Origin of the sequence: Chryseobacterium daecheongense, assembly GCA_027920525.1 — a bacterium.
GTDB classification, from domain to species: Bacteria; Bacteroidota; Bacteroidia; order Flavobacteriales; family Weeksellaceae; genus Chryseobacterium; species Chryseobacterium proteolyticum.
Map to the genome: position 1 here is coordinate 3,090,951 of CP115858.1, position 24,149 is coordinate 3,115,099.

26 protein-coding genes and 1 pseudogene are annotated in these 24,149 nt (G+C 35.9%); 9 read left to right on the plus strand and 18 right to left on the minus strand.

Features of this window, described 5'->3' with window-relative positions; all coding sequences use genetic code 11:
• The first annotated feature begins 29 nt into the window (after nt 1–29).
• Nucleotides 30–2,615, plus strand: coding sequence for a DNA mismatch repair protein MutS (gene mutS / locus PFY10_13720; GenBank protein WBV55287.1), 2,586 nt, complete (start codon nt 30–32; stop codon nt 2,613–2,615).
• A gap of 58 nt (nt 2,616–2,673) precedes the next feature.
• Here mutS and PFY10_13725 read toward each other — a convergent pair whose 3' ends face one another.
• Nucleotides 2,674–2,838 carry a bacteriocin gene (locus tag PFY10_13725; protein WBV55288.1) on the minus strand — a complete coding sequence of 55 codons (165 nt, stop codon included), beginning with the start codon at nt 2,836–2,838 and terminating at the stop codon, nt 2,674–2,676.
• Nucleotides 2,839–2,949: 111 nt separating this feature from the next.
• Nucleotides 2,950–3,111 (minus strand): bacteriocin, encoded by a 162-nt coding sequence (locus tag PFY10_13730; GenBank protein WBV55289.1) that lies wholly within the window; start codon nt 3,109–3,111, stop codon nt 2,950–2,952.
• Nucleotides 3,112–3,262: 151 nt separating this feature from the next.
• Here PFY10_13730 and PFY10_13735 point away from each other — a divergent pair, with 151 nt between their 5' ends.
• The 3 genes from PFY10_13735 to PFY10_13745 all read left to right on the plus strand — a co-directional run bounded on the left by PFY10_13735 (nt 3,263) and on the right by PFY10_13745 (nt 4,906).
• Nucleotides 3,263–3,751, plus strand: coding sequence for a TlpA disulfide reductase family protein (locus PFY10_13735; GenBank protein ID WBV55290.1), 489 nt, complete (start codon nt 3,263–3,265; stop codon nt 3,749–3,751).
• 14 nt (nt 3,752–3,765) lie between these two features.
• On the plus strand, nt 3,766–4,425 hold the full coding sequence (locus tag PFY10_13740) for a thioredoxin family protein (protein ID WBV55291.1): 660 nt from the start codon (nt 3,766–3,768) through the stop codon (nt 4,423–4,425).
• An 85-nt stretch (nt 4,426–4,510) separates the two neighbouring features.
• Nucleotides 4,511–4,906: a DUF2809 domain-containing protein gene (locus PFY10_13745; GenBank protein WBV55292.1), complete on the plus strand. Its 396-nt coding sequence runs from the start codon at nt 4,511–4,513 to the stop codon at nt 4,904–4,906.
• Here the strand turns inward: PFY10_13745 and PFY10_13750 are convergent.
• The 4 genes and pseudogenes from PFY10_13750 to PFY10_13765 all read right to left on the minus strand — a co-directional run bounded on the left by PFY10_13750 (nt 4,886) and on the right by PFY10_13765 (nt 8,098).
• Entirely contained in the window at nt 4,886–5,308 is a 423-nt protein-coding gene (locus tag PFY10_13750; GenBank protein WBV55293.1) for a hypothetical protein, read from the minus strand. The two genes, PFY10_13745 and PFY10_13750, sit on opposite strands and share 21 nt — an antisense overlap.
• 10 nt (nt 5,309–5,318) lie before the next feature.
• Complete coding sequence (locus tag PFY10_13755; protein WBV55294.1) at nt 5,319–6,227, minus strand: YARHG domain-containing protein; 909 nt, start codon at nt 6,225–6,227, stop codon at nt 5,319–5,321.
• Nucleotides 6,224–6,813 (minus strand): annotated as a pseudogene (locus PFY10_13760) (DUF2306 domain-containing protein). The gene PFY10_13755 and the pseudogene PFY10_13760 overlap by 4 nt, the downstream one beginning before the upstream one ends.
• An 82-nt stretch (nt 6,814–6,895) precedes the next feature.
• Nucleotides 6,896–8,098 (minus strand): NAD(P)/FAD-dependent oxidoreductase, encoded by a 1,203-nt coding sequence (locus PFY10_13765; GenBank protein ID WBV55295.1) that lies wholly within the window; start codon nt 8,096–8,098, stop codon nt 6,896–6,898.
• 112 nt (nt 8,099–8,210) lie between these two features.
• Between PFY10_13765 and PFY10_13770 the strand changes: the two genes are divergently transcribed.
• From PFY10_13770 to PFY10_13780, 3 genes are all read left to right on the plus strand, one after another.
• Nucleotides 8,211–8,705, plus strand: coding sequence for an acyl-CoA thioesterase (locus PFY10_13770; protein ID WBV55296.1), 495 nt, complete (start codon nt 8,211–8,213; stop codon nt 8,703–8,705).
• An 84-nt stretch (nt 8,706–8,789) separates the two neighbouring features.
• Nucleotides 8,790–9,851 (plus strand): thiamine-phosphate kinase, encoded by a 1,062-nt coding sequence (gene thiL, locus PFY10_13775; GenBank protein WBV55297.1) that lies wholly within the window; start codon nt 8,790–8,792, stop codon nt 9,849–9,851.
• Nucleotides 9,852–10,085: 234 nt separating this feature from the next.
• Nucleotides 10,086–10,994: a DUF6268 family outer membrane beta-barrel protein gene (locus PFY10_13780; protein WBV55298.1), complete on the plus strand. Its 909-nt coding sequence runs from the start codon at nt 10,086–10,088 to the stop codon at nt 10,992–10,994.
• A 1-nt stretch (nt 10,995) separates the two neighbouring features.
• Here the strand turns inward: PFY10_13780 and PFY10_13785 are convergent, their stop codons facing one another.
• The 7 genes from PFY10_13785 to pepT all read right to left on the minus strand — a co-directional run bounded on the left by PFY10_13785 (nt 10,996) and on the right by pepT (nt 19,109).
• Nucleotides 10,996–11,733: a LytTR family DNA-binding domain-containing protein gene (locus PFY10_13785; GenBank protein WBV55299.1), complete on the minus strand. Its 738-nt coding sequence runs from the start codon at nt 11,731–11,733 to the stop codon at nt 10,996–10,998.
• Nucleotides 11,720–12,784 (minus strand): histidine kinase, encoded by a 1,065-nt coding sequence (locus tag PFY10_13790; GenBank protein WBV55300.1) that lies wholly within the window; start codon nt 12,782–12,784, stop codon nt 11,720–11,722. Before PFY10_13790 ends, PFY10_13785 begins: the two co-directional genes overlap by 14 nt.
• A gap of 69 nt (nt 12,785–12,853) precedes the next feature.
• Nucleotides 12,854–13,450, minus strand: a complete 597-nt coding sequence (locus tag PFY10_13795) for a porin family protein (protein ID WBV55301.1) — start codon at nt 13,448–13,450, stop codon at nt 12,854–12,856.
• Nucleotides 13,451–13,736: 286 nt separating this feature from the next.
• A complete protein-coding gene (locus tag PFY10_13800) occupies nt 13,737–15,209 on the minus strand; it encodes a hypothetical protein (GenBank protein WBV55302.1) in 1,473 nt (490 codons plus the stop codon).
• A gap of 742 nt (nt 15,210–15,951) precedes the next feature.
• Complete coding sequence (locus PFY10_13805; protein ID WBV55303.1) at nt 15,952–16,191, minus strand: hypothetical protein; 240 nt, start codon at nt 16,189–16,191, stop codon at nt 15,952–15,954.
• 169 nt (nt 16,192–16,360) lie between these two features.
• Nucleotides 16,361–17,677 (minus strand): hypothetical protein, encoded by a 1,317-nt coding sequence (locus PFY10_13810; protein WBV55304.1) that lies wholly within the window; start codon nt 17,675–17,677, stop codon nt 16,361–16,363.
• Nucleotides 17,678–17,861: 184 nt separating this feature from the next.
• A complete protein-coding gene (gene pepT, locus PFY10_13815) occupies nt 17,862–19,109 on the minus strand; it encodes a peptidase T (GenBank protein ID WBV55305.1) in 1,248 nt (415 codons plus the stop codon).
• Between the two features lie 186 nt (nt 19,110–19,295).
• On the opposite strand from pepT, the gene PFY10_13820 reads away from it, so the two are divergent.
• Together PFY10_13820 and PFY10_13825 are read left to right on the plus strand one after the other, a co-directional pair.
• Nucleotides 19,296–20,144, plus strand: a complete 849-nt coding sequence (locus PFY10_13820) for a hydroxymethylglutaryl-CoA lyase (GenBank protein WBV55306.1) — start codon at nt 19,296–19,298, stop codon at nt 20,142–20,144.
• A 92-nt stretch (nt 20,145–20,236) separates the two neighbouring features.
• On the plus strand, nt 20,237–21,079 hold the full coding sequence (locus PFY10_13825; protein WBV55307.1) for a sulfurtransferase: 843 nt from the start codon (nt 20,237–20,239) through the stop codon (nt 21,077–21,079).
• A gap of 44 nt (nt 21,080–21,123) precedes the next feature.
• Here the strand turns inward: PFY10_13825 and PFY10_13830 are convergent, their stop codons facing one another.
• Genes PFY10_13830 through PFY10_13850 form a run of 5 tightly spaced genes read right to left on the minus strand, consistent with a single transcriptional unit; the run spans nt 21,124 to nt 23,996 of the window.
• Nucleotides 21,124–21,450 carry an SUF system Fe-S cluster assembly protein gene (locus PFY10_13830; protein ID WBV55308.1) on the minus strand — a complete coding sequence of 109 codons (327 nt, stop codon included), beginning with the start codon at nt 21,448–21,450 and terminating at the stop codon, nt 21,124–21,126.
• Between the two features lie 3 nt (nt 21,451–21,453).
• Entirely contained in the window at nt 21,454–22,158 is a 705-nt protein-coding gene (locus PFY10_13835; protein WBV55309.1) for a 3'-5' exonuclease, read from the minus strand.
• 14 nt (nt 22,159–22,172) lie between these two features.
• On the minus strand, nt 22,173–22,520 hold the full coding sequence (locus PFY10_13840) for a tRNA-binding protein (protein WBV55310.1): 348 nt from the start codon (nt 22,518–22,520) through the stop codon (nt 22,173–22,175).
• Nucleotides 22,517–23,026, minus strand: a complete 510-nt coding sequence (locus tag PFY10_13845; GenBank protein WBV55311.1) for a hypothetical protein — start codon at nt 23,024–23,026, stop codon at nt 22,517–22,519. The genes PFY10_13840 and PFY10_13845 overlap by 4 nt, the downstream gene beginning before the upstream one ends.
• 40 nt (nt 23,027–23,066) lie before the next feature.
• A complete protein-coding gene (locus tag PFY10_13850) occupies nt 23,067–23,996 on the minus strand; it encodes an NADP-dependent oxidoreductase (protein WBV55312.1) in 930 nt (309 codons plus the stop codon).
• Between the last annotated feature and the right edge of the window lie 153 nt (nt 23,997–24,149).

Genomic DNA, 24,149 nt, shown 5'->3' on the forward strand with positions numbered 1-24,149 from the left:
TTTTTTAAATTTGACCTTCATTTTTTATTATGGCAAAAACGAAGAAGGAGACTCCATTAATGGCTCAGTATAATACCATCAAGGGAAAATACCCGGATGCTCTTTTATTATTCAGAGTGGGAGATTTTTATGAGACTTTTGGACAGGATGCAATCCGTGCTTCTCAGGTGCTTGGAATTGTGCTTACCAAAAGAGCGAACGGAGAAGGTCATATTGAACTGGCAGGATTTCCACACCACTCAGTAGATTCTTATCTGCCTAAGCTAGTTCGTGCAGGACTTAGAGTGGCTATCTGCGATCAGCTGGAAGATCCTAAAATGGTAAAAGGTATTGTAAAAAGAGGAGTGACAGAACTGGTAACCCCGGGAGTTACTTTTAATGATCAAGTACTTAGCTCCAAGAAGAACAATTTCTTGCTTTCAATCCATAAAGAAAAGGAAAAGTTTGGAATCGCACTGGTTGATATCTCTACCGGAGAATTTTTGGTAAGTGAGGGAACTCTCGAAAAGCTTTTGCATATCGTAAGCACTTTCGATCCCAGCGAAATTATCTATCAGAGAAGTGTTCAGATCCCTGAACAGTTGAAAAATAAAAGTGCTTTCAAACTGGAAGATTGGGCTTTTCAATACAATTTTGCATATGAGAAGTTAACGGGGCAGTTCAAAACCAATTCATTAAAGGGATTTGGTATAGAAAATCTCTCCCTGGCAATTACAGCGGCAGGAGCTATATTTGCGTACCTTGTAGAAGATACTCATCATAACTTACTTGCCCACATCACTAAAATCAAGGTGATCCCCCAAGATGATTTCCTGATGATGGATAATTTCACATTAAGAAATCTAGAGATTGTATATCCAAGCAACCCACAAGGAAAGTCTTTGTTAGATATTATTGATAGGACTTCAACCCCAATGGGAGGCAGGCTCTTAAGAAGAAGGATTATTCTTCCGCTCAAATCTGTTAATGAAATTCAAAGGAGGTTATCCCTTATTGACTTCTTAAATGAGAACGATGGATTAAAATATGAGATCTCTCAATTGCTGAAATCTATTTCCGACCTCGATCGTTTGATGGGAAAGTTAGCAGCAGAAAAAATTTCCCCGAAAGAAATAGGTTATCTTCGTCAGAGCTTAGTTAATATCCATACAATTAAGGACTTACTTCATCCGTTTGCTGATGTGCTGGCATGGATTGAACCGCTTTATGATCTTGGAGAACTGATTCAGTCTTTACAGGATAGACTCAATGAAGAACTTCCTGTAAATATTTCAAAAGGGAAAGTAATTAAAGAGGGGATTTCGGAAGAACTCGACAGGCTTAGAAACCTTCAAAGCAAAGGGCGGGGCTTTCTCGATGAAATGTGTCAACGGGAAATAGAAAGAACCGGGATTTCAAGCCTTAAAATAGATTTTAATAATGTTTTCGGATATTTTATTGAGGTCCGGAACACTCATAAAGATAAAGTTCCAGGAGATTGGTTGAGAAAGCAGACACTCGTTAATGCGGAACGTTACATTACTGAAGAATTAAAAGAATATGAAAGTCAGATTCTTGGAGCTGAGGAAAAGATTAGTGTTTTAGAGAATGAGTTATACAGGAATGTGTGCTCTGAAACAATGGTTTATATGGACCAGATTCAGGAAAATTCGAATATCATTGCGCAGCTCGATGTAGCGGTAGGATTATCGGAGCTTGCTGTTTCAGAAAGCTATACAAAGCCTATTTTGAATGATGGCTACATTGTTGATCTGAAGGAGGCAAGACACCCAATTATTGAAAATGCTCTTCCTTTGGGAGAAAAATATATTCCTAATGATATCTTTTTAGACAAGGATTCCCAACAGATCATTATGGTTACCGGCCCAAACATGGCGGGTAAATCTGCAATTCTTCGTCAGACGGCGATCGTCTGTCTTCTGGCGCAAATAGGAAGTTTTGTGCCGGCAAAACATGCTGAAATAGGGGTTTTAGATAAGATATTTACCAGAGTAGGAGCGACAGACAATATTTCTGCCGGGGAATCTACTTTTATGGTTGAGATGAATGAAGCGGCTAACATTCTTAATAATATTTCAGAACGGAGTCTGATCCTGTTGGATGAAATTGGTCGTGGAACATCAACCTATGATGGGGTTTCAATTGCTTGGGCTATCGCAGAATATCTGCACCAGCATCCAAGTCAGGCTAAGACATTATTTGCAACCCACTACCATGAGCTGAATGAGATGACAGTTAATTTTGAAAGGGTGAAAAATTTCCATGTTTCCATACAGGAAAATAAAGGGAATATTATCTTTCTGAGAAAGCTGGTTCCGGGTGGAAGTGAGCATAGCTTCGGTATTCATGTGGCAAAACTGGCCGGAATGCCGGCGAAAGTGGTTAACAGGGCTAATGAGATTCTAAAAACCCTGGAAGCAAGCCGAACTCAGGGGACTTCATCGGAAAGTATTAAAAGAGTGACAGATGAAAATATGCAGTTATCATTTTTTCAGCTAGACGACCCTGTTTTGGAAAATATCAGAGAAGAACTTACTAAAATAGATATCAATACGCTAACCCCAATAGAAGCTTTAATGAAGCTTAATGCAATAAAAAAGATGATTGGGGGTTAATTTAATAAGAAAAAAGAAAGCCATATGGCTTTCTTTTTTATGCTGTAGCTAATTTGAATTAGCAACAATACCCATCTTGTATTCCCGGAACTCCTATTAATTCTTCCCCTGTATTTCTGTCAAAACAGCTAAATACAACAGGGCAATCATGTCCCACACCTCCGTTAACTTTTTTCAACTCTTTTTTAGTTAATTTTATGATTCTGATGTTTGATTTTTTCATAATTATAATATTTAATTTGTTTAAAAATACATTGTTTTGTGTGAAAAATGACACCAGATAATGGTGTCATCGTAGATTTGTTATTATTTGGTTAGCTATTAGTACAACCAATTAGCAGCAATAATCATCCTGAACTCCTGGCACACCATAGCGTTCCTGACCTGTATGACGGTCAATGCAGCTGATTACCCTTGGGCAGACAACTCTTCCACCGTTAATTTCTTTCAACTCTTTTTTAGTTAGTTTTTTTGATTTAGTGTTTGATTTTTTCATAATAAAAACTTTTAATTTGACTAAACTAAATTACATTTTTAATTCTGATATATCCATAATTGGTGAATGAAATTCATGAAAAATACCTGAATTCAGGTACATTAATTAGTTGAAAATCATTAATCAATGAAACTTTTTATTAATTTTGAATATGAAGCATTTCTTAAAAATTTTATTCCTATCATTAGGCGTTACCATTTCAAAGGCACAGCAGACTGAAATTTCTTCTGTGAAATATGAAGGGCTTGAAAAACGTATTCAGCAGGAAACCGATAAGTTCCTTGTCCTGAACTTTTGGTCAACGACTTGTGCTCCATGTGTAAAAGAACTTCCTGATTTTATGGAAGTAAATAACAAGAATAAAGACAATCCGAAATTTAAAATGATTTTAGTTTCACTCGACAGATTAGCGGATAAGGAAAGAGTGCTAAAGTTTATCAAAAATAAAAAGCTTACTGCTGAAGTTATTTTATTGGATGATATCAAAAGAATGAATACATGGATTCCCCGGTTCGAAAAAAGCTGGGATGGAAATATTCCCGTAACTTTGTTTTATAATGGAGGCGAAAAGATCTTTTTTAATGATAGAGAAATGAGCAAAACTGAACTTGAGTCTGTTATTAATAAAAATTTACTTTAAATATTTATAATACTATGAAGAACATAAAAATTATCATAACATCTTTTATTATTGGTTTCGGCTTATTGAGTTTTACCGCAAAGAATAATGAGAACACAGTAAAAGAGAAATATAGTTTTATAACATCTGAAAAAGGATACGAAATAGGAGATGAGGCAACAGATTTTAAACTGAAAAATATTGATGGCAAAATGGTTTCCCTTAGTGATTATAAAAGTGCTAAAGGCTTTATTATTATTTTCACCTGTAACCATTGCCCGTATGCTAAGAAATACGAAGACAGGATTATTGCGCTGGATAAAAAATACAAAGAACAAGGTTATCCCGTAATTGCCATTAACCCGAATGATCCGAATGTACAACAGGAAGACGGATACCAGCAAATGATTGAAAGGGCTAAACAAAAAGGCTTTACATTTCCTTATTTAGTGGATGAGGGACAAAAAATTTATCCTCAGTATGGGGCAACTAAAACGCCGCATGTTTTTATTTTACAAAAAGAAAATGGAAAGAATATTGTTAAATATATAGGAGCGATCGATAACAATTACGACAATCCCAATGATGTTTCAGAGTATTACGCACAAGATGCAGTCAATGCTTTACTAAAGGGAGAGCCTGTTAAAATGACAAAAACGGTTGCAATAGGATGTACCGTAAAAGTAAAAAAATAATCTCCTATTTGTAATAAAAATGAATAAAGCGGGCACATGCCCGCTTTATTATATCCAGTATAATGACTTTTGTTAAACCCGGAAAATGAAACTACAATTTAATATCAAATACCTTATTCTGACGATTCTACTATTTCTGACAGAAGTTATAATTGCTACTGCAATAAAAAATGTTTTCTTTGTCAGGGCCTATTTGGGAGATGTTATTGTTGTAATCCTTCTTTATACTTTTGTCAAAAGCTTCATTACAATTGATAATACAAAACTTATTACAGGAATTTTTATATTCTCTTGTATCATTGAATTTGCTCAGTATTTTAATGTTGCAGAAAAAGCAGGCTTCCAAAAAGGAAGCCTGATGTATATTGTTATAGGAAATTCATTTTCATGGGTAGATATCACATGTTATGCGATAGGATGTTTATTTCTCTATCTTATCATAAAAGTAGCTGAAAATAAATCATTCCAGCCAGAAAATTAGAGGCTGTTTCATTTTCATTTTGACCTTTTCTCCATTTTTTTCTCCGGGAATCCATTTTGTATGTACACTGTGAAGAGCCTTCAAGAATTCTTTTTTTATGATTTCATTTTCGTAGGATTCTATTTGTATCTGGCTCATGCTGCCATCTTTTTCTACTATAAATGTAGCTACCGCTTTTGCTGTACTGATATTGAGCCTAGTTAATAATGACGTTTGGAAATTGCTTTGAATCTTTCTTACAAATGCCTGATGACCACCAGGAAATTCAGGGTTTTTGTATCCGGCAAGTTCGTCGGGAGAAATAACCGAATGGTTTTTCTGAGTGGAAGCAGAGTCTTTTTGTGCAGAAAGAAAGACCATGCAGAAAATTAAAGCAAAAAGGCTAAGATATTTTTTTATCATCTTTTATTTTTTAACGGCCAAATCTGTCGTATTTATCCTCGGCATATTTGATGAAACGGTTTAATAAAGCAACATTTTCCTTTTCTACTGGGGAAAGATCATGATCTACATTATTCGAAACGGGAATATACCAGTCTGTATGTTCAAAGAAGTTTCTGTAGGTTTCTTTTTTAAATGAGTATCCATGTCTTGCAAAGACAGAGTTTTTGATGATTTCCATATCAAGTTTTCTCAGGTTTTTAAGATCTTTTTCTGTTAACTTCTGTTTGGAAGCATTGATTTTAAAAATAGCCTCAGAAGCGACCCTGTTTTTCGAGGTTGTATAGCTTTCTGTTTTTCCCGTCTCTTCATCAGTATACTTTTCAATAAAATCTTTAGGATTCGACCAATCTACCAGGTCAGAGTTTTCGTCCAGCATAAAGTTAGGGTTATACACAAAATCTTTTTTTATAAGCTTTAACGTCTTTGAAGGGGACTTTACTGCTGTTTTATTGAAGGCTGTCCATTTACCTGTTAAGCTGTCATTATTGAGCTTTATTTCAAATCTTCCATCGGTTTTATCATTTCCGGGTTCATCCAGTACAAAAGACTTTGTTTCTTCATTAAAAATGCCACGGAATGGTCGCTGATTGCCATTTACAATGCTTTGTCCATATACACTGTCTTTGGTAATCTTGTTAATTTTTACAGAGATTTTTTTAAATATGTTATCTTCATATTCATTACCGTCATATTCGTCAATCACTTTTTCCTTTCCGCCGAAATCACCCGTGTAGATTCCATAGTATTCTTTATGGATTTCCGGAATTACAACAGAGTCTTTTTTTGCCATTGCAGGGCCTGCACTTTTAGCTTCTTTTTTACAACTTGATAACGCGACTGCTAACAGAGATACGAGAGTGTAATTTAAAATTTTCATAGTATTTTTTTTGTGATTAAAAACTCAATTAAAAGGATATTAGGAATCCAACCAAGCCAGGCAATGATCTGATATACATCCATCGGATTTGGATGAAATAAATATACAATAATAACTTTCCACATTCTTAAAGTAATAGCAGATAGTGTCAATGCAAAACTTCTCCACATCCATTGCTTATGGAGGAGGAATTTTTTTTGTTTTGCCAGCTTAAAGGCTTTGAAGGTCGTAATCCACACAGGATTCCCAGAATAATAAAAGAAAATTTTGAAAGGAATCCTCCATTGGCAAATATACCCATATAAACTCCCGAGGGAGCAGAGAGGCATAATACCACAAAAATATAGCTCTTTCCTATATTTTTGTGTAGGCTTTTCAAACCGAAATCTTTTCTCAGAATCGCTAAAAAGCCCAGTAACAGTACAAATATACTGGTATAAACATGAATGTAGAAGAGGTAAAGATATTCAGGTCTATGACTTACCTCCGTCTGTTTGATCTGTAAAAAGCTTACTTCAGGGCTTATAGGAATATATTCCAGGGTAATTTGAAGCATAAGCCAAAAGAAATAACCGAATCCTATCATTAAAAGGATTTTAAGAATATTCTGATATTTCTTTTGAATTAAAAACACTGCAATTACATCCTTGTTATAATTGACTAGATAATCATTTCATGTTCAGATCCTGTGCAATCAACCATGCTTCACTCCAGCATGCCTGAAAATTGAACCCACCCGTTACTGCATCAATATTTAATACTTCACCGGCAATATAAAACCGAGGAAGGATCTTTGAAGACATATTTTTAAAGTTGATTTCTTTTAAATCCACTCCTCCGGCAGTTACAAATTCATCTTTAAAGGTTGATTTGCCTGTAACCTGAAGTTTTTTAGAGCAGAGACTGATAAGGATCGCTTGCATTTCCTTTCCGGAAATATGAGCTACCTGTTTATTGAGATCTATTTTTAAAGTGTCAAGAATTTTCTGCCAGAATCTGTTGGTAACTTCAAATATTTTCGACTGACCTATGGTCTTTTTAGGATTGCTGTGTCTGAAGTTTTGAAATATCTCCTCTGCTTCATCTAGTGTTTTTGAAATGAAATTTACTTCAATTTCAAAGTTATATTTCACCTTTGCCAGATTGATCGCCTCCCAGGCCGAAATTTTCAGTATGGCAGGTCCGGATAATCCCCAATGTGTTATCAGGAGCGGCCCACTTTCCGCTGTTTTCAACTTTGGTATTGAAACTTCTGCATTTTCAAAGCTGGTTCCTGCAAGGTCTTTCAGAAGATCATTTTTAATGTTGAAAGTAAAAAGTGAGGGAACAAGGCTAATGATTCTGTGTCCTAAACTTTCTACAATTTTCAGAGATTTTGGAGAGCTTCCTGTAGCATAAATGATGTAATCCGCTACAAGGTCTTCCGAGCTGGTCTTTACAATGTATCTTTCACCATCCTTTACAATTTCTTTTACAACAGATTTTGTTTTTACATCTATATTTTTCTTTTGGACTTCGTTGAGAAAAGTATTGATAATTGTTTGTGAAGAATTGCTTTCAGGGAAGATTCTGTTGTCATTTTCTATTTTCAACGAAATATTTCGTTGTTCAAACCATTCCATGGTGTCTCCGGGCTGAAATTTGGTAAAAACACTTAAAAGTTCTTTGTTCCCACGAGGGTAAAACTGAATCAATTCTTTGGGGTCAAAACAAGCGTGACTTACATTACAACGACCTCCTCCTGAGATTTTTACTTTCTGGAGGACATCCGAGTTTTGTTCGAGAATAATAATTTTATATTTGGTTTCGTCAAGGTTGGATGCACAGAAAAATCCCGCTGCACCTCCTCCGATAATAATAATTTGTTTCATGTACCTGTAATCTTATGGTGAAGATTATTTTTCCAAAAGTACAATTTTTATAAACCATCTTATTTGAGTATTTTTGAAGATTATAATTTTATTATTCTAAATACAATTTCAAATGACATTCTACCATACCTTCGAAGTGCGTTGGAGCGATCTTGACGCCAACAAACACTTAGCAAATTCATCTTATGTGCAGTATTGTGCACAAGCCAGGATGGCTTTTATGACAAAAGAAAAAATGGGAGTTACCCAGTTGAGTCGATGGGGGATAGGACCTGTTATGCTTCATGAAAGATATTCTTTTTTTAAAGAAATCTATGCTGATCAGACGGTGATCGTGAGTGTGGAAATAGGCGGTTGCTCGGAAGATTCTTCCATCTACCGTTTTATACACAAATTCTATACTCCGGATGGTGTGCATTGTGCAACGTCTGAAGCTACAGGGGTATGGATTGATATGATGCTGAGAAAAATGACCACTCCTCCGGATGATGTTATTGAAGCAATGAATAAATATAAAACACCAGACACTGAAGTTTTAACCAGAGAGGATTTTAAAAAGTTCCCTTTCCATCCTCATAACATTGATCCTTCAGAGTTTAACAAATAAATGATAATTGATAAATAATCATGGATAAAAGAATATCGAACAGCATTTATCAATTATCTGTCATCATTTATAAATAAAAAAGATATGTTTGAAGATAAATCTCAGGAACTAACACCCATTTCCAAATTAGGAGAATTTGGATTGATCAAACACTTAACGGAACATTTTCCTTTGTCCAATGAATCTTCGGAGCTTGGAGTTGGAGATGATGCAGCAGTTATCAATCCGGGCGGAAAGAAAGTGGTCCTTACTACTGATGTATTGGCAGAAGGTGTTCACTTTAATCTGGGGTATGTTCCATTAAAGCATTTAGGATACAAAGCTGTTGTTGTCAATTTAAGTGATGTAGCGGCGATGAATGCTACTCCTACACAGATTTTAGTTTCTCTTGCCGTTTCCAACCGGTTTCCTGTAGAAGCTTTAGAGGAAATCTATTCCGGTATACAGGCTGCTTGCGTGAGATATAAAGTAGATTTAATAGGAGGAGATACCACCAGTTCTAATACAGGGTTGGTAATGAGTATTACCGCTATAGGAATTGAAGATGAAGAGAATCTGGTTAAAAGAAGTGGTGCGAAGCCGAACGATTTATTGGTCGTAAGCGGAGATCTTGGAGGAGCCTATATGGGGTTACAGATTTTAGAAAGAGAGCATGCCGTTTTCCTGGCAAATCCGAATATGCAGCCGGAAATGGAAGGATACGATTATATTCTGGAAAGACAATTAAAGCCAGAGGCAAGAACAGATGTTAAAACGATCCTTAAAGAGCTGGATATAAAACCAACTTCTATGATCGATATTTCTGATGGGCTTGCTTCTGAAATACTGCACCTTTCTGACCAGTCAAAAGTCGGATTCAGGCTATATGAAGAGAAGATCCCTATGGATAGCCTTACGATCTCAACTGCTGATGAAATGAATTTGAATCCTGTTGTAACAGCATTAAGTGGAGGTGAAGATTACGAATTATTATTTACAATCGCACCGGCAGATTTTGATAAAATAAAAAACCACCCTGATTTTACGATTATAGGACATGCTGTAGATAAGGAGGACGGGAATTTTATGGTGGCCAGAGGTTCCAACCAGTTGATATCGCTTACAGCGCAAGGCTGGGATGCTTTTTTGGGAAACCAGCAGGGATAATAAAGTAATACTTAATTTTCAATATTGTTAGAAGCCACAGTACTAGTACTGTGGCTTTTGTATCGTATTGCTGCGCTGAGACTAAGCCGCATGAGATCATAAATAAGGATAGGAACAAGCGTATGGCATCTATTGGTCATGCAGTTATTTCAGGTCATCACAAGATGTACACACTTAATCAAGTATTTTTTGTTTCGCTTTTTGAATACACTCTCTTTGTGAAAATTTTACATTATGAAGAAGGGTCTTTTGATTGCCTTTTATGGTTTTACTCATTTAAGTTGCCTGCTCAACGCACAATCCGGATTATCCGGAGAATTAAAAACGGAATATATTCCTTATTCAAGTTACATCCGCCCTGAGGATAGTATGAAAACGGATTCCAAAAGTGATTTTAAAAGAATGGATATAAGCTTCAGCATTCCTCTTTCCATGAAAAAAATAAGTGAAGGAAAAATAAAATCATGGTCATTACTTGTTAATGGATCTTATGCTAAACTGTCCCATAAGAACTATGAAACTCATTTATTTCCTGATCAGATGCTGAATGCGCAGGTTGGATTACAGCATATAAGACCTTTGGGTGGAAAATGGAGCATGATGGTTACCGCTTCAGCCGGCGTTTATACCGACCTTGAAAATGTAAACTTTGATGATGTTTTAGGCCAGGGAGGTTTATTGTTTATAAAAAACTTTACTCCTAATCTTGCGCTTGGAGCAGGCCCTGTGCTTACTACTGCATTTGGAGTACCCATGATTATGCCTTGGATCTATTTCGATTGGAAAACGGGAAATAAAATCAAATTCAACATCAACTTTCCTGAAGGAATGGAGGCGGGCTATCAGTTTTCAGATAAATTTGCTATCAAGGCAGTCGTTGGATTAAACGGGATGACGGTAGAAAGGAATAAAGGAGGAAAATCCACGCTGCTTGGCTATCAGCAAATTACAGCAGGGATACGGCCTGAATTACAGATCAGCAAAAATGTAAGTCTACGTCTTACCGGAGGAACTGCTCTCCTGAGGAGCTTTAGTGAAAATGACCGTAAGATCAAAAGCATATTTAAATCAAAAAAGATGGAAGATCCTCGTTTTGCTTCCACCTTTTATATGGCTGTTTCTCTTCGCTGGAATCTCCCTTAATTTATTTACTTATGAGCTTCTTATAGACTACCTGGTTAAGCAATTCTTCTTTACGGGTTCTCGAAATAGGAAGCTCTGTTTTATTAATATAAAGCCTGCCTCCTGCAATCATTTCAATATGAGTGATATTGATGAGAAATGATTTATGGATTCTAAAAAAATGCTCAGGGGATAAGGACTCCTCGATAGCTTTCATTGTCTGATGAATGACAAGTGTTTTATCTTTAAAATGCAGTTTGGTGTAGTTCTGCATGCTTTCAATATATAAAATATCTACCCAGGAAACCTTAATAAAGGTGTCGGATTGACGTACGTATAAGTAAGGATCATCCAGAGAAATATTTCTTTTGGATCTTTCAAATAAAATGAATTGCTGCTGTGCCTTATTTACTGCCTGGTAAAAACGATTAAATGCTATAGGTTTTAAAAGGTAATCTACAATCTGTAGTCTGTAGCCCTCTAAGGCATATTCTGAGTAAGCAGTTGTGAAAATACATAAGGGCGGATTCTCCAGTTGTTCCAAAAAATCAAGGCCTGTAAGATAAGGCATATTAATATCCAGAAAGATGAGGTCAATTTGATTCTCTTGTATTTTGTTATTAGCCTCTAATGCGGTAGCACAGGTATCCACCACTTCCAAAAAATCAATTTGATCCGCCATGTCTTTTAGATAGAATCTTGCCAAGGGTTCGTCATCTATAATCAGACATTTCATTTTGGGAATATTATTGTTTGTCATTTTCCTTAGAGAGATTTAGGATTAAAGAAATTTTGTAAACATGATTATCAGACTCCACATTGAGAGAGTATGAATCCGGGTACTGAAGGTCAAGTCTTTTCTGTACATTATTAAGCCCTATTCCATGAGCACCATCTTTACTTTTATGCACAGTTATACTGGAGTAGGAATTTTCCACATAAAAAGAAAGTTGGTTATCTTCTTCCTTACATGAAATTAAAATATAACCTTTATGCCCCGGCAAGCGGCAAACATATTTAAAGGCATTCTCAATAAAAGGAACGAGAAGAAGGGGAGCAATAGTCGCTTTATCGGTGGAAAGTTCCCAGGTTGCTTTTACATCCAGTTCATTTCCCCAACGCAATTTTTCAACTTCTACAAGATTTTGTAGGTATTCAACATCTTTTTTTAGCAGGACCTGATTCTGATTACAGTGATAAAGCTGATACCTCAGTATATCTGAAAACTTTAGCAATAAAAATGAAGCAAGCTCAGTATTGGTTTTCATCAAGATATGAATATGATTGAGAATATTGAAAACCAAATGGGGATTTATCTGGTCCTGTAATAGCTTAAGCTGATTTTCCAGATGGGCTTGTTGCAAAAGAATGTGATCCCTTTCAATTTTTCCGTGTTCCTGATAAAATGTTATTCCGCACGCTGTTCCATTAATAAGAAAGGATGCAGGAAGAGCTAAATAAAATCCTTTCCATAAAATAGGGAGGTGACTTTTAAAACCAGGAGCTAGGGGTGTTCTGGAATCTACTTCTATATAAGCAAAAACAAAAGAGTAAATAAAGCTCAGTAAAAGAATCATAATCGTTGCCTGGAGTAGGAATTTTTTCATTTTCCTCTCTTTTAAGGCTTGCGGGAGTAAGTTTTTTGTTAAAAACTGAGTGAAAATAAAGGAGCTTATTACAATGGCTAACGTCTGGATAAGTGAATTGTATCTGCCGGAATCTGCCTGGAAATTAATCCACATGGTTATCCCGAAAATCAGCCAGAAACCAATAACAAATAGATGTTTTCTTACGATAAAAGATTTAAGCATATTTTGATAGGGTAAAAAATTAGAAACTGCAGGAAATGCAGTTTCTAATGGTAAAGATAATTTAAGTTTTTAGAACAGGAAGTATCCGATTCCAAGCGAGAAGCTGTGAGGTTTGGATTTAAATTCTTTGCTGATGCTGGTGAGTCCTGTTTCGTACCTCAGATCAACGGTGAAGTTTTTATAATCCACACCAATTCCACCGGTAATACCAATATTGGATTTATCGAATTTTTTTAAACCTTCGCGCAGTGCTTTTGAGGTAGAAATATTATCATTAAATCCATAACTGTAAACTCCTCCGGCAAAAGCTCGGACATTAAAATCTTTGGAACTTACGATCTTATAACCTGCTACAACAGGGATATCGATTGAATTCCATTTCAATTGCGAAGAACTTCCATCTTTTAAGTCATATGATGTTTTTCTTTTGTTGAATATAGCTTCTCCCTGAAGGTATATCCGGTTAAAGTCTACTCTTGCCATAAGTCCCGCCTGATATCCCATTCCATATTTTCCGCTCAGGTCAGAAGAGGCAGAAGATGTTTTAGTGAAATTTGTACCGGCTTTAACTCCAATATGAACGATTGGTGTTTGTTGTGCGTTGGCTTCTACTGAGCAGGTAATACAAAGCAATAAAGAGCTTACTGCTAAAAAACGTTGTTTCATAATAATAAATAGTATTAAATCTGGTGCAAAACAACAGCAGTGAGCGTGAAAATGAAATTTTATTTGATGAAGAGCATGGGTGTTTTGATAAAAGGAAGCTTTTGTATCGGGTTGAGCTCATCTTCGTTAATAGGTATTTTATGTAATCATTGATAAAATATCCTAATTGTACCATTATCTAAAAATGCCAGGCAATAACAAAAGCTATTCTTTGTGTATAAAAAAGACTGCCTTAGTTTAAGGCAGCCTTTTAATAACTAATATCAGTTAAATGAGTATCGTCAACTTACTTATCTTCATACACAGGAACCAAAATATTTGATCCAGACTCGTTCAGTCTTCCTAATTGTCTGTAAGCGCCTTGTCCTGCTCCGTATAGTACATTTCTTTTATTGGAAGCAGGAAGATACATATTGTTGTATCCCAGACTAACTCCGCTATATTCAAAACCATTAAGGTGAGCTGGGGTAATGCTTGTAACGGTGTTTAAGGTATTTGTATTTCCAGTCCCAAAACGACCGTTGGTATTGAGTCCAACACCATAGATATTATTCTGGTTGGTGATAAAAGCGACACCATTATTCATTGAGAATTCTGTAAAACGTTCTCCTGATTGAAGGTTAGGAGTTAAATTTGTAGGTCCTGAATATACGCTTCCTCCTCCAAAATATAACATATAACCAAAAGCAAAGAACCTTCCCTGATCAGTGATAAATCCACCTCCATAATTGGAGTAGTCATCAACTTGTACTTTCACTACTTTTTCTCCTGAATTCAAGGTAAATTGAGAATTAAGAAGAGTAGGGGTAGTAGCGGTTCCTACATTAGTTGGAAGCCCTATTCTTCTGTACGTTGTACTATTAAGTCCCCATGTGTAAACATTTCCATCACTGGTAACTGCGATGGCTCCATAGATAAATACATCCATATCTATAACTTCCATCCCGTTAAAGAAATTAATTTTTGTAAAGGTATCGGCTTGGCCGGTTGTTGTTCCGTCACCCAAAACACCATACCCATTATATCCTGTTACATAGAGTTGATTATCCTCCCCTAAAACAAGAGAATTGTATTGTCCGGTTCTTGCTTTTTTAGCTTTAACACCTCCGGGAAGCGCAACTTGTCGTGGGGAAGCTACAGTAGTGGTATTTCCGGTTCCGTTCTTTCCATAGCTATTTTGTCCCCATACCCAGAGCTCGCCACTTGTGGTAATAGCCATTCCATTATATCGTCCCATAGTAAGCTCCTTACAAGAGCGGCCTAAAATAAGAGATGGGTATTTTGATCCAGCTGTTAAAGCTCCTAGCTGATTGGAAGATTGAAGTCCCATACCATAAACATAATTGTTTTTATAAGGGTCTATGTATGTTGCTGCATAGAGGTCAGCAGCAGCGACCTTATTAGCTCTGGCTGGCTTATTACCATTATAGGTTATTTCTGTTTGGATTAAGTTTTCAACTTCTGTTTCATCTATAAGACAAGAACTCCACCCTTGGGAATCATCTGTTGTTTTCAACCTAAGGCATCGTTTGTTATTATCATAAACAACAGTAGCTTCTACTGGAGTTGTATTGCTGTTGCTTACTGCAACATCGGTAGAGTCCACGCGAGGCATTACCAAACCCATTTGTTTGCTTGGTATGTTTTGTAAATGCAGAATTCCTTGTGGGGAGGTGGTATTTACCCCGACCTGAGCATAAGTTATGCTGGATAAAAAGATTGTTGTCACCAACAATAGTAGGTTTTTTAATTTAGTCATTGCTTGTGTTTTTAATTGGTTATATAATATTATTAAGAAGAATTGTCTTCTTCTTTTTCTTTTATATTATTAAATCACAGGAGAAGGATTTTTTTTATGTCGGATTTTTACCGCAAATACATATTTTGCATTAAAAATGAGCTACTTAATTTATTTTAGTGCTAATTAACGATGCTAAAAAGAATAAGCAATTTGGTACAATCGTGGGAACTAATAAATCTATCTCCTTTTTTTTATAAAAATTTTTTTTCAGCGCGAAAATATAAAATATATTTAAGCTAAATGACTGTAAAAAATTATCTATTTTATTGATATAAAGCGTTTTGTATTTATTGTTTCGGTGTAATTAATCAAAAAAATAAACTACAAAAGCTTTTATTGTTTATAAAACATCTAATTTTTATCAAAAACATGATTTATATCATGTCTTTTTAGTTGGTTTTGTGAAAGTAACTATTATAGGTTGTGGTGAGTCTTTTTAGTTGAAACTTATTTCGGTTTTAGTTCCATTACGAATAATTGAATTATATGCTTGTTTCTACTTAAAAGGAATAAAGATTTATGGTAATAAAGGACTAACCAGGCGCAAACCAGCTGTCGCTAGTGAGTGCAGGATGAGTTTTCTAAAACGAAGAGCACTTGTGTTTTGATAAAGGGCTTTATGTAAATTAGTTTCCCCTCAATGATTTTATCTGATGAGTAGGCAAAAAAAATCGGAAAAGTAATTTTCCGATTGATATTATTAAAACGGTTCTTCTTCACAAATCATCCCTTGGGGACAGCCGCTTCCGGGATTTCCACCACTACCGGGGCTGCCGATACTTACACAGGTTCCCGGGTTACCATCGTCCTGCATTTCACATGCCTTACCATAAGTGCATTCACAATCTGTCCAACAATATGCGGAGTCTCCGCTGCTGTGGCAGCCATTTCCTCCGCTACCCAGAATTGTTAGCAAATCTTTTCTAAATAGTTTTTTCATAATGTAATTTGATTTTTTGTAGTAATAAATATATTAAAAAAAACACCTTCACTTTAAAATATAATTATTTATAAGTAAAATACTTACAGGCTAAATGATGTTGTTATGCTCCAAAAGCAAGAAACCACAACAATTGTCGTGGCTTCTCTTTTATTTAAGTGATAATATATTAAAATTCGATCTCTTTGTGATATAGAGGATATTCTCTTTGGAAAAGGGGAATGGTTCCTTCATATCTTAGTGGGAAGACTCCAAATCCATAAAACATGTCTGCCTGGATTTTTGCCTTTAGGTCAATAATCCCCTTCCTTTGTGGTATAAGCTGTACACCTAAGGCAGCAATAGTTGAGGCTCTGCCCCTTAGTCCTGAATTGGCAATAGGTACTGTTAGAAATTGTAAGCCAACAGCGCCTTTTGCTTCCAGACCTATTTCCGCAGATAACGTGCCTTCCAGAGAAGTGATGCTGAAATCAGATCTTTTTTCCAAGCTGATGTTTAGAGCCGGGTTTTTTGAAACCAGGAAATTAGCTGTCCCTCCTACATCAAGAAGGTTTACTTTTGCTTTGCCGGTCGCCCCGATTCCAAGAAAAGGACCTGCAGATATTGTAGGACTCAGTACAAGCCCGGTCGGACCTAATACGATAGGTACAATTGGAATGCTTACAAAATCTGTAGTACTTACCGTGTAACCTACTGATGCTTGAATATCCGCAGTGGACTGTAAAACAATATCATCCATGATAAAGTTTACAGAAAAGTTGGTCAGATGTCCCCATGAAAATGTAATATTGTAATCAATTTTAGGAGTTACACCGCCTTTTACATTTACGCTTGAAGCTAATCCTACCGGACCAACTTGTTGATTAATAGGAAAAGTCCTGTTAAAGTTGAAACGATTAAAAGTAACCAGTTTCTGATCACTTAGACTTTTAGCTTCTATATTGATGATTTTATTATTTAATTCCTGGGAAATAAAGCCTTCAACCGGAACATAATTTACCATCCTCCCATTAACACTGATGGGAGCTTTGCCTGAGGGATCATAAACACCACTCAACGTTCCACTATATATAAATTCTTCAAGTTTAGCGCTTGATGTCTGCACAAAATACTGATTATTTGTTTTAGTTACAGATTGTACTTTAGAAAGGATTGTCTTTACCTGATCTCCTTCTATTTTTGTTCCAACTAAAACACTCCCGGCCTGAATGTCATCAGTTTGATCGGTTGCTTTATTAAAGGTAATATTCTGATTATCCAGTTTGGAAATTGCTGATACGGATTCATCATCAAGAATAATGACATTTTTCTGTAAAGTAAGATTTCCCAGAGTTTTGAAGCCACCGGATTCTGTTTGAGGTGCTACCGGGTCCTCGTTCAAATTGTCCTGTGAACACGAAGTTAGAATTACTGCTGTGAATATAGAAAGAATTATAAGGTTAAAAAATCTTCTATAAGTTCTGAAATTGTTAAAGTTGTTTTTCATAAGCGAAAGATTTTTAGTTCTTCCAAGTTACAGATTAATTTTATTTAATCACTATGAAGAGAAGTAGAAAATAAAAAAACCGTTATGCATATAATAATTTGTTAATGAGATGATTGTGTGTGAAAAAGAAAAAGCCTCCGTTCAAACAGAGGCTTATTATTTAATATTTAAATCAAATGCTTTATTACTTCTTTACAATATTGATTATAACTTCAGTAGCTTTTTCCATGCTTTCTAATGCAACATATTCATAAGGGCCATGAAAATTGATTCCACCAGCGAAGATATTTGGACAAGGAAGTCCCATATAAGATAATTGTGCCCCATCTGTACCTCCTCTGATCGCTTTTATCTTAGGCTCAATATCAGCTTCCCTCATTGCTTTGGCTGCAAGATCAATGATATGCATTTTTCCTTCGAACTGCTGTTTCATGTTACGATACTGTTCCTTAATCTCAATTTCTGCAGTCCCTTCACCGTGTTTTTCATTAAATGCTGCAACTTTTTGCTCAATGAATTTTTTTCGTGCTTCAAATTTTTCATCATCATGATCACGGATTATATATTGAAGCTTGGCTTCAGAAATATCAGCAGTAATATCCATCAGGTGATAAAACCCGTCAAATCCTTTAGTTGTAGATGGTGTTTCGTTCGCTGGAAGAGATTGTGCAAACTCAGCAGCTAAAAGACTCGCATTGATCATTTTTCCATATGCATAACCAGGGTGTACGCTTAATCCATGGATTTTTACAACAGCTCCAGCAGCGTTAAAATTTTCATATTCTAACTCCCCAACTTCACCTCCGTCCATTGTATAAGCCCATTCTGCTCCGAATTTTGCTACATCAAACTTATGAGCACCTCTTCCGATCTCTTCATCAGGTGTAAAACCAATCGCAATTCTTCCGTGTTTGATCTCAGGGTGAGCGATAAGATATTCAGCAGCCGTAACAATTTCTGCACATCCGGCTTTGTCATCAGCTCCGAGAAGGGTATTCCCATCTGTTGTGATCAAAGTTTGCCCAATATATTTTTTTAAACTTTCAAATTTTGAAGAGGAAAGAGTGAATCCGGTTGCCTTATTAAGAAGGAGGTCTCCTCCGTCATAGTTATCCCAAACCTGAGGATTTACATTTTCACCACTGAAGTCGGGTGAAGTATCATAATGTGAAATAAATCCAATGGTAGGTTGGTCATTATTCTCAAGATTAGATGGAACATAACCCATAATATAACCATTGTCATCAATAGAAACATTCTCCAGACCGATTGTTTTTAATTCCTCAACAATATAATTAGCGATGTCCCATTGCTGCGGAGTAGAAGGAGTTGCTTCACTCTCTGCATCACTTGTTGAATATATTTTTACATAGTTAAGAAAACGATTCAATAACTTCTCTCTCCATAATTGGTTGAATTCTATAGTACTCATTATCCGGTATAAATTTTAACAAAGTTAGCAAATTTGCTGCTCAGAATACATTATTTGCGGCTGAATATCAGTTATTGAAATTTTGAATCATATATAAATAATTGAAAATCAAAATTATGTTAGCTTTGTATTGATCGTAGATAAACTTGTTAAGTTTTATTATATTTGAGAAAATCTAAAGTGAAAATGTTTCTTACCGAATGTCCTAGGGATGCCATGCAAGGCTGGGGGGAATTTATTCCCACAAATAAAAAAATTGATTACATCAACTCTCTGATGGAAGTGGGATTTGATGTGTTGGATAGCCTCAGTTTTGTCTCTCCAAAAGCTATCCCGCAAATGGCTGACTCTGATGAGGTTGCTGAAAATATAGACAAATCTTTATCAAATACGAAGATTTCTGCCATTATAGGAAATTACAGAGGAGCTGAAAAAGCACTAAAGCATCAGTCTGTAGATATTCTGGGGTTTCCTTTTTCAATATCTGAAACTTTTCAACACAGGAATACCAACAAAAATCAGGAAGAAGCTTTTAATGAGATCATTAAAATGCAGGAGCTTGTAAAATCAGAGAATAAAGAACTGAATATTTACTTTTCCATGGCTTTCGGAAATCCATACGGAGAAATGTGGAAGTTGGAAGATGTAGAGTTTTGGGCTCAAAGATTTTCGGAGATCGGAATTGAAAATATTTTGTTGTCCGATACAACAGGTGTTGCAACTCCCGAAAAAATTGCCCTTTTATTCGAAAAAATACCCTTAAAACATCCTGAAATTAATTTTGGAGGACATTTTCATAACCGATATGAAGATTCTTATTCCAAATTAAAGGCGGCTTATGACCAGGGGTGCAGAAGATTTGATAGTGCTATTAAAGGAATTGGAGGATGTCCTATGGCGGAAGATGATCTGGTAGGTAATATGCCTACCGAGCAGGTAATTAACTTTATGAGTGTAGAGAAGATAGACCATAATCTTAATCTTTTAAACTTCGAGAGCTCATATAATAAAGCAAAAGATATTTTTCATTTTTAGAATATAAAATCAATCAGTAGGCGGGTCTTAGCCCGTATTTGAATTATTATATCATTCGGCTTTAGCCAGAACCTAATTAACAAAAGAATTGTATGTCCCCGATTATTTCAGCTTCACAATTAAGAAATTTAGAAACTCAAAATCTAATCATCCTTGATGCACGAGTAGGTAAAGATATATACCAGAGTTATTTGGAAAAGCATATTAAGGGAGCGCGATTCATCAATCTAGATACAGATCTTGCTGAAATCGGAGAAGATGCAGCTTTTGGAGGAAGGCATCCTTTACCCGGGATTGAAGAATTTGGTAGAACATTGGCAGCCCTGGGGATTTCTGAAGATAGCCATGTGGTTATCTACGATGATAAAAATGGTGCCAATGCGGCTGCACGAGCATGGTGGATGTTGCGTTCTTTTGGACTTAAAGATGTTCAGGTTTTAGATGGTGGGTTTCAGGCGGCTGAAAGAGAAGGTGTGGAATTTGCATCAGGAGAGGAGGTTTATGAAAAAACTGCACCTATGAAAAATCAAAGATGGCTTCTGCCAACATCAAGCCTGGAAGATGTTGAAAATGAATTAATAAACAACTCTTCAACAGTAATTGATGTACGGGATGCTTACCGTTATAAAGGAGAGTCTGAACCGATTGATCTGACAGCGGGGCATATTCCCGGAGCAATTAATATTCCTTTTTCTGAAAATCTTGATGAAAACGGGAATTTCCTTAAACCAGAAGTTTTAAAAGAAAAATATTCAAAATTATTAAAGGACAAATCTCAAAACCTGATCATTCACTGTGGTTCAGGGGTCACGGCATGTCATACCATATTAGCTTTGGACTATGCCGGCTTACCAATCCCTGATCTTTATGTAGGTTCATGGAGCGAATGGAGCAGAAGAGAAGGGAAAAAAATAGCAACAGAGACTGAAAAATAAAACCGCAGAAATTCCTGCGGTTTTTTTATTTTCTATTCTGATTTTTAGAGCATTCCTAGTTCGAATTTGGCTTCCTCGCTCATCATATCTTTATTCCAGCTTGGCTCAAAAGTAAGTTCTAAATCAACACTGTTTACTCCTTCTACACTTTGAACCTTATCCTTTACCTCTTGCGGTAATGTTTCTGCAACCGGGCAGTTTGGAGTTGTAAGAGTCATGATGATCTTAACATCGCCATCCTCAGAAATCTGTACATCATACACAAGTCCCAATTCATAAATATCCACAGGGATTTCAGGATCGTATACGGACTTAAGTACTCTTATAATTTCTTCTCCTATATCAGCAATTTGATCGTCTGTAAATTTCATTTTTTAATCTTGATTGATATTTCTTTTCAACAAATCTTCCTGCCGCATGCGGCGAAAAACATTTGCCAAAGTTAAGACATCTTTTTCACAATAGTCAACTATTCTTTGCAAGTCTTTCTCTATGTAGTAGATTGATGAAACCATTGAGCCATCTATATCATCTTTAGGCGTTGGAATTCCAAAAACATGCGCTAGCAATTCAAGGGAAATAAACGTTTTATAATCTCCGAATTTCCAAAGGTCCATCGTATCGATATGAGGAATTTCCCAAGGTTTTTTTCCGAACATCTGAAAAGGAACCGGAGGTTGCATTCCATTGATCAGAAAACGTCGTGCAATCCAGGGAAAATCAAACTCTTTTCCATTGTGTGCACATAAAATTACATCCCGTAGCCTTGGACTGTTGAATATTTCTCCGAACTCTGTAAGGAGCTTTTTTTCATCATGATGAGCAAAGCTTTTTATCTTTAAAGTGTCATTCTTTTCTACCATTCCTATGGTAATGCAGATGATTTTCCCAAATTCTGCCATTATTCCTGCTCTTTCAGAATAAAATTCTTCGGCAGAAATATCATCTTTCCGTTGAAATCTGGTTTTTTTATCCCAAAGCTTCTGGTCTGTTTCAGATAAGTCGTCCCATGATCCTGCATTCGGAACTGTTTCAATATCAAGGAATAAGATCTTTTCTAAAGGAATGTGTTGTATCATAAGTATTTTATATTTTATCCCACCTGCATTCCATTTTTTACAGGTAGCGAAGGTGCTAAAAGAGTAACATCACTTTTGTTCTCACCATACAATCCTAAAACAAGGCATTCACTAAAAAAGTTGGCAATTTGTTTTTTCGGAAAGTTCACAACAGCTAAAATTTGTTTTCCAATTAGGTCTTCTTTTTGATATAATGCTGTGATCTGAGCAGAAGATTTTTTAATACCGAGCGGGCCAAAATCAATTTCCAACTGGTAGGAAGGATTCCTTGCCTTTTCAAAATCATTAACGGAAATAATAGTTCCGCATCGTATATCTATTTTCTCAAAATCTGCCCAGGAGATATCTGGTTTTATTATCATGATATTTGGTTTATTAATTGTTCAACTTCTAATTTCTGCCCTGCATATTTTTGCTGTAATTGAGAATTTTCTCCCATTCTTCTGTAGTATTCCAAAGCTTTATTTCCAAAAAATTTTTTATGAAAATCCGAAACTTCAGGAATTTGTGGAAAAATCCGATGAAAAAGCATTTCCGAATATGCCTGAAATTCCCTTTCATTTTTATCTTCAATAAATTGACCAGGAGCTTTCTGCCTTACATGAAGCATTTCATGAGCCAGCATATTCAGAATAAGATTTAAATCAAAATCGAATAAGTTTCTGGGGATCATTACCTTTTGAGGGTGACCCAATTGTCCTTCAGCAGTCAATAACATGGAATTAGGGGAGAGTTCCTCCCGGAATCCAAAGCCGGCAAAGTTTTCATGCTCCAGGTTAAAAGTGCGGATCAGATAATTGGCCGCATCTAATATCTGATCATGTTCCTTATATGCCTCAAGATGTAAACTAACCTGTTCAAGGTTCATTCAGATGATGTTTTTAACAAATATATTAAAATAATAAAAACTATATTCTAACTACAATCTTTCCTTTTGTACGATGGGTCTCAATTTCTCTGTGCGCCTCTGCTATCTCCTCCATGGACAAGATTTCTCCAACAAAAATCTTTAATAATCCTTTTTCGATCAGTTCTGATAGTTTCATCAGGCTTTCCCTTTTAAAAGTAAGCATGGTCCACATCAGATTGATATTGCGTTTTTGTGCCAGTTCAATTGCTTTAGGATCATCTTTAGTATAGGAAGGTAAACAAACGACTTTTCCTCTGGGCTTTACACAATTGATTGATCCATACAATACTTCTCCACCCATAGTATCAAGGGCAGCATCAAGACCGGATAAGATTTCCTCAAACCTTTGATTTTTATAGTCAATAGGCTGATCCACACCAAGCTCTTTAATGAACTCAATATTTTTACCGGAGGCTGTACCACTCACTGAAGCACCGGCTATTTTAGCCAATTGAACGGCAAAATGACCAACTCCTCCCGCTGCGGACTGAACCAGAATGTGTTCGCCAGACTGAACTTTTAAATGATCATGAATAGCCTGATAAGCGGTGAGACCAGCTAAAGGAGCAGCTGCTGCTGCTTCAAAAGTGATATTTTCAGGCTTTTTTACGAATACTTCCGGACTGACGGCAATATATTCGGCATAAGTTTGAGTAGCTAATCCAAAAACAGCATCTCCGACCTCAACGTTCTGAACATTCTTTCCCACTTCCTCAACAATCCCACTGAAATCTTTTCCTAAAATGGCAGGAAACTTAAGCGTTTTCGATGAAATATGTGAGCCAGCTCTGATTTTTGTTTCTACAGGGTTAATTCCTATGGCTTTTACTTTTATTAAAACCTGATCAGAAGTAATTACCGGCTTTTCTATCTCTGCGATTTTAAGTTGGTCGGCCGTTCCAAATTCATTGATTATAATGGCTTTCATATTATTTTTTTATGATAATCTAATGTATGGATTTTATTGGTTTTTTAAAAAGCATTGCAGGATATTTTAGATATGCAAAGGGGTAATTATTTCGAAGCCTGAATTTACTGGTTTATTATTAAAGTATTGATATTGTGATTTTTTTTAACTGAT